At 57.8% G+C, this 13,791-nt stretch carries 13 protein-coding genes; 9 read left to right on the top strand and 4 right to left on the bottom strand.

Features of this window, described 5'->3' with window-relative positions:
• Positions 1–89: 89 nt before the first annotated feature.
• Positions 90–986, bottom strand: coding sequence for a LysR family transcriptional regulator (locus tag APT89_RS16275; protein ID WP_060572967.1), 897 nt, complete (start codon positions 984–986; stop codon positions 90–92).
• A gap of 121 nt (positions 987–1,107) precedes the next feature.
• On the opposite strand from APT89_RS16275, the gene APT89_RS16270 reads away from it, so the two are divergent.
• Positions 1,108–2,361, top strand: coding sequence for an MFS transporter (locus tag APT89_RS16270; RefSeq protein WP_041912016.1), 1,254 nt, complete (start codon positions 1,108–1,110; stop codon positions 2,359–2,361).
• 63 nt (positions 2,362–2,424) lie between these two features.
• Here the strand turns inward: APT89_RS16270 and APT89_RS16265 are convergent, their stop codons facing one another.
• The 3 genes from APT89_RS16265 to APT89_RS16255 all read right to left on the bottom strand — a co-directional run bounded on the left by APT89_RS16265 (position 2,425) and on the right by APT89_RS16255 (position 5,591).
• The gene (locus APT89_RS16265) at positions 2,425–3,816 is read right to left on the bottom strand and encodes an APC family permease (RefSeq protein ID WP_041910246.1); all 1,392 of its coding nucleotides are present in this window, start codon (positions 3,814–3,816) and stop codon (positions 2,425–2,427) included.
• Positions 3,806–3,991, bottom strand: a complete 186-nt coding sequence (locus APT89_RS24815; protein WP_418250462.1) for a hypothetical protein — start codon at positions 3,989–3,991, stop codon at positions 3,806–3,808. Before APT89_RS24815 ends, APT89_RS16265 begins: the two co-directional genes overlap by 11 nt.
• A 181-nt stretch (positions 3,992–4,172) precedes the next feature.
• Positions 4,173–5,591: a glutamine synthetase family protein gene (locus tag APT89_RS16255; RefSeq protein ID WP_024909135.1), complete on the bottom strand. Its 1,419-nt coding sequence runs from the start codon at positions 5,589–5,591 to the stop codon at positions 4,173–4,175.
• A gap of 214 nt (positions 5,592–5,805) precedes the next feature.
• Here APT89_RS16255 and puuD point away from each other — a divergent pair, with 214 nt between their 5' ends.
• From puuD to APT89_RS24810, 8 genes are all read left to right on the top strand, one after another.
• Positions 5,806–6,570: a gamma-glutamyl-gamma-aminobutyrate hydrolase gene (puuD, locus tag APT89_RS16250; protein ID WP_041912017.1), complete on the top strand. Its 765-nt coding sequence runs from the start codon at positions 5,806–5,808 to the stop codon at positions 6,568–6,570.
• Between the two features lie 25 nt (positions 6,571–6,595).
• On the top strand, positions 6,596–7,153 hold the full coding sequence (puuR, locus tag APT89_RS16245) for an HTH-type transcriptional regulator PuuR (RefSeq protein WP_013096835.1): 558 nt from the start codon (positions 6,596–6,598) through the stop codon (positions 7,151–7,153).
• A gap of 157 nt (positions 7,154–7,310) precedes the next feature.
• Positions 7,311–8,804 (top strand): aldehyde dehydrogenase PuuC, encoded by a 1,494-nt coding sequence (puuC, locus tag APT89_RS16240; protein ID WP_060572965.1) that lies wholly within the window; start codon positions 7,311–7,313, stop codon positions 8,802–8,804.
• Positions 8,801–10,081 (top strand): NAD(P)/FAD-dependent oxidoreductase, encoded by a 1,281-nt coding sequence (locus tag APT89_RS16235; RefSeq protein WP_045261457.1) that lies wholly within the window; start codon positions 8,801–8,803, stop codon positions 10,079–10,081. Before puuC ends, APT89_RS16235 begins: the two co-directional genes overlap by 4 nt.
• 25 nt (positions 10,082–10,106) lie before the next feature.
• Positions 10,107–11,378 carry a 4-aminobutyrate transaminase gene (gene puuE / locus APT89_RS16230; protein WP_060572962.1) on the top strand — a complete coding sequence of 424 codons (1,272 nt, stop codon included), beginning with the start codon at positions 10,107–10,109 and terminating at the stop codon, positions 11,376–11,378.
• 150 nt (positions 11,379–11,528) lie between these two features.
• Positions 11,529–13,016 carry a carboxypeptidase M32 gene (locus APT89_RS16225; protein WP_060572960.1) on the top strand — a complete coding sequence of 496 codons (1,488 nt, stop codon included), beginning with the start codon at positions 11,529–11,531 and terminating at the stop codon, positions 13,014–13,016.
• Positions 13,017–13,164: 148 nt separating this feature from the next.
• Positions 13,165–13,593: an acid resistance repetitive basic protein Asr gene (asr, locus tag APT89_RS16220; protein WP_060572958.1), complete on the top strand. Its 429-nt coding sequence runs from the start codon at positions 13,165–13,167 to the stop codon at positions 13,591–13,593.
• A 94-nt stretch (positions 13,594–13,687) separates the two neighbouring features.
• Complete coding sequence (locus APT89_RS24810; RefSeq protein WP_023617729.1) at positions 13,688–13,771, top strand: hypothetical protein; 84 nt, start codon at positions 13,688–13,690, stop codon at positions 13,769–13,771.
• The last annotated feature ends 20 nt before the right edge of the window (positions 13,772–13,791 follow it).

Here is a 13,791-nt window from a genome sequence, read left to right as displayed (position 1 = left end):
GCTATGGTGAAGCACTTCCATGGGTGTCGTCAAATATTTACTTAGCCTTGTGATTTACCGCACATTTTTACCCGTTTTCCAGGGAAATATCAGACCGCGGAAGCCTGGATTAACCGCTGTTTGAAGCGCTGGGCAGCATGACTCTGTTCGCGATGTTTTGACCACACCAGCCACATCTCCGAAACGGCATCCTCCTCGGCGATAGTAACCCAGCGCATCTCACGCAGCTGTACCCGCTTAAAGGAGGCCGGGAGTATCGACACGCCCAGCCCGGCGGCGACCAGGCCGATAATGGTCATCGCCTCTCCCACTTCCTGGGTAATGACCGGCGCCAGATCGTAGCGGCGCATCAGCCCCAGAATATCGTCATACAGGCCCGTCCCGACCTGCGGGTCAAAAAAGACAAACGGCTCTTTTGCCAGCTCCGCCAGCGAAACCGCCGGACGCGACGCCAGCGGGTGATCGTTCGGGATCATGGCCATCAGCGGTTCGCGCAGGATAACCTCCCACGCCAGCGTGTCCGGCAGCTGGGTATTACGCATCAGCCCCAGATCGAGCGCACCTTCGTTAAGCGGCGCAATCTGCTCGCGGGTATTAATTTCGCGCGTCTGAATATGCACGTCCGGAAAATGACGGCGTAATGACGAAAGCGTCTGCGAGACGGCGCTGATAAACGGCGCGGACGAGGTAAACCCGATGCGCAGCTCTCCGGCTTCCCCAAGATAGAGCCGTTCCGCCCGGGCAGCGGCGTCGTCGACCATGCTCAGAATTTGTCGGCTGTCGATCAGAAACTGCTTACCCGCTGCCGTCAGGCTCACGCTGCGGTTGGTGCGGGCCAGAAGACGCGCCCCGACCTGCTGTTCGAGGATTTGAATCTGCTGGCTTAAGGGCGGCTGAGAAATGTTCAGCCGTGCCGCCGCGCGGCCAAAATGCAGCTCCTCAGCGACGGCGACAAAGTAGCGAAGATGACGCAGCTCGATATTCATATTTTTAAAGTATCATTTGAGATTATTAATATATTAGACAGAATATTTACATTTTCCTACCCTGAAGGTGTGGTCATACCCGTCACCAGAAATCACGGGGATGTTTAAGCAAGGAAACTGTGTGAGTCGTACATCTACCATTGATATCGAGCCGGCCAGAGATATTAATGATTTGCCTGTAGCATCGCAGCCGGTTCAGTTCATCAAACGTGGTACCCCCCAGTTTATGCGCGTCACGCTGGCGCTCTTTTCCGCCGGTCTGGCAACGTTTGCCCTGCTCTACTGCGTTCAGCCGATCCTGCCCGTGCTCTCCCATGAGTTTGGCGTATCGCCTGCCAGCAGCAGCGTTTCACTCTCTATTTCTACCGGCATGCTGGCGATTGGCCTGCTCTTTACCGGGCCGCTGTCCGACGCCATTGGCCGTAAACAGGTGATGGTAACCGCCCTGATGCTGGCCTCGGTCTGTACGTTACTCTCGACAATGATGACCAGCTGGCACGGCATTTTGATGATGCGCGCGCTGATCGGGCTCTCGCTCAGCGGCGTGGCGGCAGTCGGGATGACCTATCTCAGCGAGGAGATCCACCCGAGCTTCGTCGCCTTTTCGATGGGGCTGTACATCAGCGGGAACTCGATTGGCGGCATGAGCGGGCGTCTGCTGAGCGGGGTATTCACGGACTTCTTTAGCTGGCGCATTGCGCTGGCGGTGATCGGGTGTTTTGCGCTGGCATCGGCCCTGATGTTCTGGAAAATCCTGCCGGAATCGCGCCATTTTCGCCCGACGTCTCTGCGCCCGAAAACGCTGTTTATCAACTTCCGCCTGCACTGGCGTGACAAAGGTTTACCGCGACTGTTTCTGATGGGATTCCTGCTGATGGGTTCCTTCGTGACGCTGTTTAACTATATTGGCTACCGGCTGATGCTCTCGCCGTGGCATCTGAATCAGGCCGTTGTGGGTTTGCTTTCCGTGGCCTATCTCACCGGTACGTGGAGCTCGCCGAAAGCCGGGGCGATGACGGCACGCTTTGGCCGCGGGCCGGTGATGCTGGTGTTTACCGCGGTGATGCTGCTCGGCCTGCTGCTGACGCTTTTCTCTTCCCTGTGGCTTATCTTTGCCGGGATGCTGCTCTTCTCCGCAGGCTTCTTCGCCGCTCACTCCGTCGCCAGCAGCTGGATTGGCCCGCGCGCGCGTCGCGCCAAAGGCCAGGCATCGTCGCTGTATCTGTTTAGCTATTATCTGGGCTCAAGCATCGCCGGGACGCTGGGCGGCGTGTTCTGGCATCACTACGGCTGGAACGGCGTGGGCGGATTTATCGCGCTGATGCTCTGTGCCGCACTGCTGGTGGGCGCAAGCCTTCATAAATGCCTGAGATAATCATCCTGCGGGCTGATGCCCGATCCAGATAAACGGCACCAGCTTACTGGTGCCGTTTCACGTTCAGGAATCCCAGGCCTGCTCTATCTTACCGGCTTCAAACTGCGGAGGCGGTTTTCGGAAGCGGCGCGTGAGCCAGGTCAGGTAAAGGACACCCAGTGCCGCCCAGATGAGGCCAAGCGTCAGGGACGTCGCTTCGAGGTTTACCCACAGCACGCCGACCGTTGCGGCACCAATGAGTGGCAGCAGGAAATAGTGGAGCCGATCTTTCCACGTTTTGTTCAGCCCCTTACGCCGCCAGAAATGGTTGTACACCGAGAGATTAACAAACGTAAACGCCACCAGCGCGCCAAAGTTGATCAGCGCCGTCGCGGTCACCAGATCAAAGTACAGGGCCGACAGCGCCACTATCCCAACCATAATCACGTTCAGGGCCGGAGTGCGCCATTTCGGATGCACGTAGCCAAACACCCGCTCAGGAAAGACGTTGTCACGCCCCATCACATACAATAAGCGTGAGACGCTGGCGTGCGAGGCCAGGCCTGAAGCGAGCGTATTCACAAACGTGGTGCACAGAAACACCGACTGGAAGAGCTTGCCGCCCACGTACAGCGCAATTTCCGGCAGCGCGGCGTCCGGGTTCTTGAAGCGAGCGATCGTCGGGAAAAAGAGCTGCATGAAAAACGAGGCAACAATAAATATCAGCCCGCCATACAGTGCGGTCAGGAAAATGGCTTTGGGAATAACCCGCGCCGCATTTGGCGTCTCTTCCGACAGCGTGGTGACTGCGTCGAAGCCGAGGAAAGAGAAGCAGACGATAGTCGCGCCGGTAATGATAGGAAGCAGGTGCGCGTTCTCGCTGATAAACGGCTGGAGCGACCAGACGGTGCCAACCCCCTCCCCCTTGTGCAGTCCATGCACTACCAGTATGACAAAGACCACCATGATGGCGACCTGCACCAGCACAAACAGAGTGTTAAAGTTGGCGACCAGGTTAACGCTTTTCAGGTTCGCCAGCGTCAGGATCGTCACAAACCCCACCACCCAGACCCAGGGCGGGACTTCAGGGAACAATGCGGAAAGGTAGATCTTCGCCAGCAGCACGTTGATCATCGGCAGGAAGAGATAGTCCAGCAGCGATGACCAGCCGACCATAAAGCCTAAGTGGGGGCCGATCGATTTCTGCGTGTAGGTATAAGCAGAGCCCGCTTCCGGGAACTGTCGTACCAGTTTGCCGTAGCTGATGGCGGTAAACATGACGCCCGCCAGCGCCAGGAGATACGAGGCGGGCACGTGTCCGTTGCTGATACCGGACACAATGCCGAAGGTATCAAACACGGTCATGGGAGTGAGGTAAGCCAGCCCCATCATGACCACCTGCCAGAGCTTGAGGGAACTGCGCAGCCGGGTTCTTCCGGCCATGCGCGGCGAATCAAGAGAGGTGTTAGTCGCCATAAACCATCCCCCCCATGCTTACCGTGGTTTGCAATCGCGTTGACCGTAACGCAAACCTGCTTAGCAAAGGGGGAAGTTGTAAAGAACATACGCGATCGTACCAGCGCAGCGTCTCTCGCTCGCACTCACAGCAGGCGCCTGACTGGCCCCCTTCGCCCTGCGGATAGTTGAACATCTGCATCATTTCCTACCTCGTCACACAGTGTCGTTAAGAAAGTCCCTGTGCCGCCTGCGCTCCATAACGCGACTCCCGGGAGATAGCTGGCGTGCCAGCGAACGTTTCGGCCAGGCTCCGCGCAGGCCGTTTGGTGATACGTATGCGGTGAAACAAAGCGGCCCCTAACCGGGGCTCGTCATCAGGCGTTTTTCAGCATCCACTCAATTTCTGTTTCGGTAATCAGGCGTTCAAACTGCAGTAATTCATCATTTTTGCAGGCGTGATAGACGTGGCAGAAACGTTCGCCCAGCCGCTCGCGAAGATGATCGTTCTGCATAAATTCCCACAGTGCATCGCTCTGACGAATCGGGAACGGCAGTCCGTCCTGCTCCAGGCCATTGCCTTCCACTTCTTCCTGCAGGGGTAAATCGTTATCCAGCCCGTGCAGAATGCCGGCAAAAATCGCCGCCATCACCAGATACGGGTTCGCGTCTGCTCCCGCCACACGGTACTCGACCCGATGGTTATGGCGATCGCCGCAGGGGATACGCAGGGCAACGGTGCGATTATTGTGTCCCCATGACGCCTGCGTCGGTACGTACATTCCCGGCTGGAAGCGGCGGTAGGAGTTGACGTTCGGTGCCAACAGCGCCATGGACGCAGGCATCAGATCGATCATCCCGGCCAGCGCGCGTTTCAGCAGCGCGGAATCCTCGCCGCTGGCGTCTGCGAGCACGTTTTCGCCTCGGTTGTTTTGCATGCTGATGTGGATATGCATCCCGCTGCCCGCATGCTCTTCATACGGCTTTGCCATAAACGTGGCGTGCATCTTATGTTTTTCCGCCATCTGCCTGACGAGACGTTTTAGCGCCAGCGCATCATCGCAGGCGTCGAGCACGTTTTCCGTATGGTGCAGGTTTATCTCAAACTGGCCCGGGGAGGCCTCAGCCACGGCCCCGTCGGCGGGGATCAGCTGCAGCTGCGCCAGTTCGTCAATGTCGTTCAGCACGTCAGCAAAGTGGTTCAGGTTATCAACCGAGTAGACCTGACTCTGCGTGTTACGTACGTCGGTACCCGGCGCGCAGGGTGGCTGCAGATAGCCGTCGGCATCGCGCTTACGGTCAAGTAAATAGAACTCCAGCTCTACCGCTACCACGGGGAACAGGCCGCGCTGGCGCAGCTGCTGCCAGAGTCGGTTGAGTACGTTCCGCGGCTCAACGTCAAAGGGAGCGCCATCTTCATCGACCATGGTGAGCTGCACCTGACCAATGTATTCCGGGTCGGCGGCGGACGGCGTCAGGGTACCCGGTACCGGCACGCAGATACAGTCCGGCTCGCCGAGCTCCTGCCCCAGGCCCGCCTCTTCCACGACGTTACCTAAAATGTCCATGGCGAAAACCGATGCCGGGAAATAGCAGCCTTTTTCAAGCTTGCTCAGTCCGGCAACCGGGATGCGCTTGCCGCGAAAACAGCCGTTCAGGTCGGTCAGGAGGACATCAATAAACTGGGTGTCAGGATACTTTTCTAAATAGCGCTTCACTTCCTGCGTAAAGGCGCTGCCCCGCCTCTCATCCGTGTGCTGCACAAAGTTCTCAACTTCTACGATATTGGTTTCCATGATTTACCACCGTTTTTGGGATTTGCGTTCGCTGCTCTGGACTGTCAAATATAATGTCCACCCTATCGAATCTGTATGCAAACAAATTGTTTGTCAAATGTTAAATTAAGTTTGCAAAAGGCAGATCCCGTTGCTAGATTGAGAAAATATTGAACGAAAAGGCCGTTTCACAGGCGAGAATGGCCTAAATTTAGTCCACTTTGTGAGGGCGATCATGGAAAATATAATGAACAAGCCAGTTATTGGCGTAGTGATGTGCAGAAACAGGCTTAAGGGTCATGAGACCCAGACCCTGCAAGAAAAGTACCTGAATGCCATTATTAACGCGGGGGGCTTACCGATTGCCTTACCCCATGCGCTGGCAGAGCCAGAGCTACTTACCGCTCTGCTGCCAACCCTGGACGGGATTTACCTGCCGGGCAGCCCAAGTAACGTGCAGCCGCACCTTTATGGTGAAAACGGCGATGAGCCTGACGCCGATCCCGGGCGAGATCTTCTGAGTATGGCGCTGATTGCCGCCGCGCTCGAAAGGCGCATCCCCATTTTCGCCATCTGCCGGGGGCTGCAGGAACTGGTTGTTGCGACGGGAGGGACGCTGTATCGCCGCCTGTTCGAGCAGAACGACCTGCTTGAACACCGGGAAGATCCTGAACTGCCGGTTGAGCTACAATACGCCCCTTCTCATGAGGTTCAGGTTCAGGAGGGAGGACTGCTGTCTCAATTAATACCAGGCTGTAACACATTTTGGGTAAACTCGTTACACGGGCAAGGTGCACGATCGTTAGGACCACGGCTTCGCGTGGAGGCCCGTTCGACGGACGGGCTGGTCGAAGCGGTCAGCGTTCATGACCACCCTTTTGCCCTCGGCGTGCAATGGCACCCCGAATGGAACAGCAGCGAGTACGCCCTCTCACGTATGTTGTTTGATGGTTTTATCACCGCCTGTCAAAGCCACATTGCCGAGAAGCAGCGGCTTTGACCACTACCGTAAAGGAAATGCAACTATGAGCGATGACGGACTGGCGCCAGGGAAACGTCTGTCTGAGATCCGCCAGCAATTGGGTCTCTCGCAGCGGCGTGCCGCCGAACTGTCTGGGTTAACACACAGTGCCATCAGCACCATTGAGCAGGACAAAGTGAGTCCTGCCATCAGTACGCTGCAAAAGCTGCTGAAAGTCTATGGGCTGTCGCTCTCGGAATTCTTTTCGGAACCGGAAAAACCTGATGAACCGCAGGTGGTTATTAATCAGGAAGACCTTATCGAAATAGGCAGTCAGGGAGTTTCGATGAAGCTGGTTCATAACGGAAATCCGAACCGTACGCTGGCGATGATTTTTGAAACTTACCAGCCTGGAACCACGACCGGAGAGAGGATCAAACATCAGGGTGAGGAGATCGGTACGATACTGGAAGGTGAAATAGTGCTGACCATTAATGGCCAGCCTTATCACCTGGTTGCAGGGCAGAGCTATGCCATCAATACCGGCATACCGCACAGCTTCAGCAATACCTCGGCAGGCATCTGCCGCATTATCAGTGCCCACACCCCCACCACGTTCTAATTACCACTCAGTCCCGGCGTAAGCGCGCTTACGCCGGGACAAATAAAAACGATCAATGTCGGCATTCAACGGGTTAATTCCCGGGATGCCCCACGGCTTCGTATTGCCTGAAACGGCCATGCCTTTATTTATCTGATTGCGAAAGAAAGGAGTGAATATGCATTTTCAGCACCTGACTTACTGGCAGGATAAAGCAAAAAACAGCGCCATTGAGACCCGGTTATTTATTAACGGTGCCTATTGTGACGCCGCCGATAATGCCACGTTTGAAACCGTCAATCCCGCTACCCAACAGACGCTGGCGAACGTGGCCCGGGGCAAGCAGGCGGACGTGAACCGCGCGGTTCAGGCCGCACGTGAGGTATTTGAACGCGGCGACTGGTCACAGGCGTCTCCGGCCCAGCGCAAGGCCGTGCTCAATAAGCTCGCCGATTTAATGGAACGCCACGGCGAAGAGCTGGCCTTACTGGAAACGCTGGACACCGGTAAACCCATCCGCCACAGCCTGCGCGACGATATTTCCGGCGCGGCTCGCGCCATTCGCTGGTACGCCGAAGCGGCGGATAAAGTCTACGGCGAAGTGGCGCCTACGGGTCCGGGCGAGCTGGCGATGATCGTGCGCGAGCCGATCGGGGTTGTCGCGGCCATCGTCCCCTGGAACTTCCCGCTGCTGCTGGCCTGCTGGAAGCTGGGCCCGGCGCTGATCGCGGGCAATAGCGTGGTATTAAAACCGTCGGAGAAATCACCGCTCACCGCCCTGCGCCTGGCCGGGCTGGCGAAAGAGGCGGGCCTGCCGGACGGTGTGCTGAATGTGATAAGCGGTTACGGCCACGAAGCGGGCCAGGCGCTGGCACTGCATCCGGAGGTCGAAGTGCTGACGTTTACCGGCTCTACCCGTACCGGCAAGCAGCTGTTGAAGGACGCGGGAGAAAGCAACATGAAGCGCGTCTGGCTGGAGGCAGGCGGCAAGAGCGCCAACATTATCTTTGCCGACTGTCCGGACATGGACAAGGCCGTGAGCGCGACCGCCGCCGGGATTTTTTATAACCAGGGGCAAGTCTGTATCGCCGGTACCCGCCTGCTGCTCGAAGACAGCATCGCCGATGACTTCCTGGCAAGGCTGAAAGCGCAGGCCCACCGCTGGCAGCCGGGCGATCCGCTCGACCCGGACAGCACAATGGGCATGCTCATCGACGCTGGGCACGCCGATACCGTCCACACGTTTATTCGCGAGGGAGCCCGGAAAGGTACGCTGCTGCTGGACGGGCGGGAACAATCATGGCCTTCCGCAGTCGGTCCCACCATTTTTGTCGACATCGACCCTGCCTCCCCGCTGTGCCGGGAAGAGATTTTCGGGCCGGTGCTGGTCGTCACCCGTTTTAAAACCGAAGAGGAAGCCTTAACGCTGGCCAACGACAGTGAATACGGGCTTGGCGCGGCGGTATGGACCCGCGATCTCTCTCGCGCGCACCGCATGAGCCGCCGCCTGAAAGCCGGCTCGGTCTTCGTCAATAACTATAACGACGGTGACATGACCGTACCCTTTGGCGGCTATAAGCAGAGCGGCAACGGTCGCGATAAGTCCCTGCACGCGCTGGAAAAATTTACCGAACTGAAAACCATCTGGATTGCCCTGGAGCCTCAATCATGACCGAACATACCACCAGCTACTACGCGGCCAGCGCGAACGCTTACGAACCTTTCCCGACGCTTAACGAGTCGATCAGCTGTGACGTGTGCGTGGTGGGCGGCGGCTATACTGGCCTCTCCTCCGCGCTGCATCTCGCCGAAATGGGCTACGACGTGGTGCTCCTTGAAGGGGCGCGCATCGGTTTCGGCGCCAGCGGACGCAACGGCGGCCAGCTGGTTAACTCCTACAGCCGCGATATCGACGTGATCGAGAAAAACTACGGGCCCGATGCCGCCAAAGTGCTCGGGAGCATGATGTTTGAAGGCGGGGAAATTATTCGGGAGCGTATCCAGCGCTATCAGATCCAGTGCGACTATCGTCCCGGCGGGCTGTTTGTGGCGCTAAACCATAAGCAGCTGGAGACGCTGGAGGAGCAAAAGTCCAACTGGGAACGCTACGGCAACACGCAGCTGGAGCTGCTGGACGCCAGCGCCATCCGCCGGGAAGTCGACAGCGACCGCTATACCGGTGCGCTGCTGGACCGCAGCGGGGGGCACATTCATCCGCTGAACCTGGCGATCGGCGAAGCGGACGCCATTCGCCTGAACGGTGGGCGTGTATATGAACAGTCTCCGGTGACCGCCATTCAGCACACCAGCCCGGCAGTAGTAAGCACGCAGCATGGCCAGGTCACGGCCCGCTACGTGATCGTCGCCGGGAATGCCTATCTGGGCGATAAGATAGAACCGGAGCTGGCAAAACGCAGCATGCCCTGCGGCACCCAGGTGGTGACCACCGCCCCGCTGCCGGAGGAGGTCGCCCGCACGCTGATCCCCAATAACTACTGCGTGGAAGATTGCAATTATCTGCTGGATTACTACCGCCTCACCGCAGACAACCGCCTGCTGTACGGCGGTGGCGTCGTCTATGGCGCGCGCGATCCGGACGATGTCGAACGCCTGGTGATGCCAAAGCTGCTGAAAACCTTCCCTCAGCTGGCAGGCGTCAAAATCGACTACCGCTGGACGGGCAACTTCCTGCTGACCCTGTCGCGGATGCCGCAGTTTGGTCGTCTGGATAAAAACATCTATTACATGCAGGGCTACAGCGGTCACGGCGTAACCTGCACCCACCTGGCCGGACGGCTGATCTCGGAACTGTTGCGCGGTGACGCTGAGCGCTTTGATGCGTTTGCCAACCTCCCGCACTACCCCTTCCCGGGCGGTCGCAGCCTGCGGATTCCATTCACGGCGATGGGCGCGGCGTACTACAGCCTGCGCGATCGTCTTGGCGTATGATCGTTTCGACAAAAGGGTAACTGACATGAGTAACCAGGAATTTCATCAGCGCAGACTTTCTGCCACCCCGCGCGGCGTAGGCGTAATGTGTAATTTCTTTGCCCGCACGGCGGAGAATGCCACCCTCACCGACATGGAAGGCAACGACTATATTGATTTCGCCGCCGGGATCGCGGTGCTGAATACCGGCCATCGTCATCCTGAACTGGTGGCCGCAGTGGAAAAACAGCTTCACCAGTTCACCCACACGGCCTACCAGATTGTGCCGTATGAAAGCTATGTTTCATTAGCCGAGAAACTTAACGAGCTGGCCCCGGTCCAGAGCCCGGCCAAAACGGCGTTCTTCACCACGGGCGCAGAAGCGGTGGAAAACGCCATTAAAATCGCCCGGGCCCACACCGGTAGACCGGGCGTGATTGCCTTCGGCGGAGGCTTCCACGGCCGAACCTATATGACCATGGCCTTAACCGGCAAGGTCGCGCCCTATAAGCTGGGATTTGGCCCCTTCCCGGGGTCGGTTTATCACGTGCCGTATCCCTCCGAGCTGCACGACATCACGACGCAGGATGCCATCACGGCGATAGAACGCCTGTTCAAAGCGGATATTGAGGCGAAACAGGTGGCGGCGATTATTTTTGAACCCATTCAGGGTGAAGGCGGATTCAACGTCGCCCCGCCAGAGCTGGTGGCCGCCATCCGCCGAATCTGTGATGAGCACGGGATCGTGATGATTGCCGACGAAGTGCAGAGCGGCTTCGCCCGTACGGGTAAACTGTTTGCCATGGAACACTACGCGGACAAGCCCGACCTGATGACGATGGCGAAAAGCCTGGCAGGCGGAATGCCGCTGTCTGGCGTGGTGGGCCGCGCCGAAATCATGGACGCGCCGGCTCCCGGCGGTCTGGGGGGGACCTATGCAGGCAACCCGCTTGCGGTGGCCGCCGCGCACGCGGTGCTGAAGATTATCGACAACGAGTCACTGTGCGCCCGCGCCTGCCATCTGGGGGATCGACTGAAAGCCACGCTGGAGGAGATTCAGGGCACCTTCCCTGCGCTCGTGGCGATAAGGGGAAGAGGATCGATGATTGCGGCGGAGTTTTTTGATCCCGAGAGCCGTGAGCCTTCGGCCGCCATCGCGCAGGCGATCCAGCAAAAGGCGCTCGCCCAGGGCCTGCTGTTATTGATCTGCGGCCAGTACGGTAACGTGATCCGCTTCCTTTATCCGCTGACCATTCCGGATACCCAGTTCAACCAGGCGCTGGCTATCCTGCAACAGGTTATGCGCGATAAGTCCTGAGTGCCCACCGAAAACCGTCTCCCGGCATTCCGGAGACGGTTTCAACGGAGGAGATCGGCATAGATTTCCTCCGTGTGGGAAATGTTGGGGAATTTGCTCGGTTTCATTGTATGCTCCCTGAAACACATCCCTGGCAAGAGGAAATAAGAATTGCAAAAAACATCCGCCTATCAGTCACTTGTGAAAACCTTCCAGCGCCTCTCTCGCTTCTCGCATCTCTCCTCCATCGCCAGCTGGGACATGTTCACCATGATGCCGCCAGGCGGCAGCGCCGCGCGCGGTGAAGCGCTGGCAGAGATGAGCGTCCTGCAACATCAGATCCTGACCGATAAAAAAGTCGGCGACCTGTTAGCGGCCGCAGCAGGGGAAGATCTGAATGACGTCGAACAGGCCAACCTGCGTGAAATGACGAGACAGTATCAGCAGGCTACCCTGCTGCCGGAATCGCTGGTGGAAGCCAAATCTCTCGCGGGCAGCAGGTGCGAGCACGCCTGGCGTACGCAGCGTCCCGCGAACGACTGGCAGGGCTTTTCCGCCAACCTGAAAGAAGTGGTGAAACTCAGCCGTGAAGAAGCCCGCCTGCGCGCAGAAGCCAAAGGCTGTACGCCGTACGACGCGCTGCTGGATATTTTTGAACCGGACATGACCAGCGCGCGCCTGGACGTGCTGTTTGGTGATATGAAAACCTGGCTGCCAGACCTGCTGGCAAGCGCGGTGGAGAAACAGGCTCAGCGGTCGTTCGTTCCGCCGCAGGGCCCCTTCCCGACGGCAACCCAGCGCGAACTGGGTCTGGAAGCCATGAAGATGCTCGGCTTCGATTTTAACGGCGGTCGCCTGGACGTGAGCGCGCACCCGTTCTGCGGCGGCGTACCGGAAGACGTGCGCATCACCACGCGCTATGATGAAGACGAGCTGCTCAGCGCGCTGTTTGGCGTGATCCACGAAACCGGACACGCGCGCTACGAACAAAACCTGCCGCGCGCGTGGGCAGGCCAGCCTATTGCCCTGGCCCGCTCAACCGCGATCCATGAATCCCAGAGCCTGTTCTTTGAGATGCAGTTGGGACGCAGCGAAGCCTTCCTTAAGCACCTCCTCCCTGCCGTTCACGCCCGCTTTGGCAGCCGGGCGGCGTTCAGCGAAGAGAACTTTATCGCCTGGAACCAGCGCGTGAAGCCAGGCTATATCCGCGTCGATGCCGACGAAGTGAGCTACCCGGCACACGTGGTGCTGCGCTATGAGATTGAGCGCGCGCTGATCAACGGCGAGATCGAGGTGGACGATATCCCCGCCCTGTGGGATGAGAAAATGCAGGCCTGGCTCGGGTTGTCTACCAAAGACAACTACCGCAACGGCTGCATGCAGGATATCCACTGGACTGACGGCGGGTTTGGTTACTTCCCGTCGTACACGCTGGGCGCGATGTATGCCGCGCAGCTGTTCCATGCTGCAAAGACCGCGCTTCCGGGACTGGCGTCCTCCATCGCTGAAGGGGATTTTTCCGCCCTCTTTGAGTGGCTGCGTCAGAACATCTGGCAGCACGGTAGCCGCTTTAGCACGTCGCAGTTAATCACCCAGGCGACGGGGGAAGATCTGAATATCCGCTACTTCCGCGAACACCTGACCTCACGCTACCTGTAATGATAAGGCCGGGGTTCTTCCCCGGCCTTGTACATATGGTTACACGCCGATACCAATCACTCACGGAAACCTCGAATTTACAGGGATATAGTTATTTCAACGGCCCCGCAGTGGGGTTAAATGAAAAACCAAATTCGAGGGTATGAACATGAAAAAAGTATTAGCTCTGGTTGTTGCCGCTGCTATGGGTCTGTCTTCTGCTGCGTTCGCTGCTGAAACCACTGCTGCACCGGCTGCTACGGCACCTGCTGCAACGACCACCGCGGCGCCAGCAAAAACCGTACATCACAAGAAACACCACAAAGCCGCTAAACCGGCTGCAGAGCAAAAAGCGCAGGCAGCTAAAAAGCACCACAAAGCCGCTAAACCGGCTGCAGAGCAAAAAGCGCAGGCAGCTAAAAAGCACCACAAAAAAGCCGCTAAACCAGCCGTAGAGCAGAAAGCTCAGGCTGCGAAAAAGCACCACAAGAAAGCCGCTAAACCAGCCGTAGAGCAGAAAGCCCAGGCTGCGAAAAAGCATCACAAAAAAGCAGTAAAACACGAAGCTGCTAAACCAGCTGCACAGCCAGCTGCGTAAGCGTACAAGCTTAACCGTGCCCTGCGGGGCACGTTGGTAAACCGGCGCTGAACCGGAAAAGGTTCTGCGCCGTTTTTTTTTATCCGGAGGGCGTATGCTGCGACGCTATCGGTTTGAGCTGATTCTTATCCTGCTTATTTTATGCGCGCTCATCGCCAGCCGCTTTTATCTTTCCTGACTGTAGCACGCTGATTTTAC

Source organism: Enterobacter sp. 50588862 (assembly GCF_001462935.1).
In the GTDB taxonomy this organism is placed as follows: domain Bacteria; phylum Pseudomonadota; class Gammaproteobacteria; order Enterobacterales; family Enterobacteriaceae; genus Enterobacter; species Enterobacter bugandensis.
Note: the sequence above shows the minus strand (reverse complement) of the source record. Positions and strands in the feature narration are given on the sequence as shown.

Bases quoted from the DNA above. Each gene is read 5' to 3' on its own strand.
- APT89_RS16275 (WP_060572967.1), bottom strand. From the start codon at position 986: ATGAATATCGAGCTGCGTCATCTTCGCTACTTTGTCGCCGTCGCTGAG.
- APT89_RS16265 (WP_041910246.1), bottom strand. From the start codon at position 3,816: ATGGCGACTAACACCTCTCTTGATTCGCCGCGCATGGCCGGAAGAACC.
- APT89_RS24815 (WP_418250462.1), bottom strand. From the start codon at position 3,991: ATGTTCAACTATCCGCAGGGCGAAGGGGGCCAGTCAGGCGCCTGCTGT.
- APT89_RS16255 (WP_024909135.1), bottom strand. From the start codon at position 5,591: ATGGAAACCAATATCGTAGAAGTTGAGAACTTTGTGCAGCACACGGAT.
- puuD (WP_041912017.1), top strand. From the start codon at position 5,806: ATGGAAAATATAATGAACAAGCCAGTTATTGGCGTAGTGATGTGCAGA.
- puuR (WP_013096835.1), top strand. From the start codon at position 6,596: ATGAGCGATGACGGACTGGCGCCAGGGAAACGTCTGTCTGAGATCCGC.
- puuC (WP_060572965.1), top strand. From the start codon at position 7,311: ATGCATTTTCAGCACCTGACTTACTGGCAGGATAAAGCAAAAAACAGC.
- APT89_RS16235 (WP_045261457.1), top strand. From the start codon at position 8,801: ATGACCGAACATACCACCAGCTACTACGCGGCCAGCGCGAACGCTTAC.
- puuE (WP_060572962.1), top strand. From the start codon at position 10,107: ATGAGTAACCAGGAATTTCATCAGCGCAGACTTTCTGCCACCCCGCGC.
- asr (WP_060572958.1), top strand. From the start codon at position 13,165: ATGAAAAAAGTATTAGCTCTGGTTGTTGCCGCTGCTATGGGTCTGTCT.
- APT89_RS24810 (WP_023617729.1), top strand. From the start codon at position 13,688: ATGCTGCGACGCTATCGGTTTGAGCTGATTCTTATCCTGCTTATTTTA.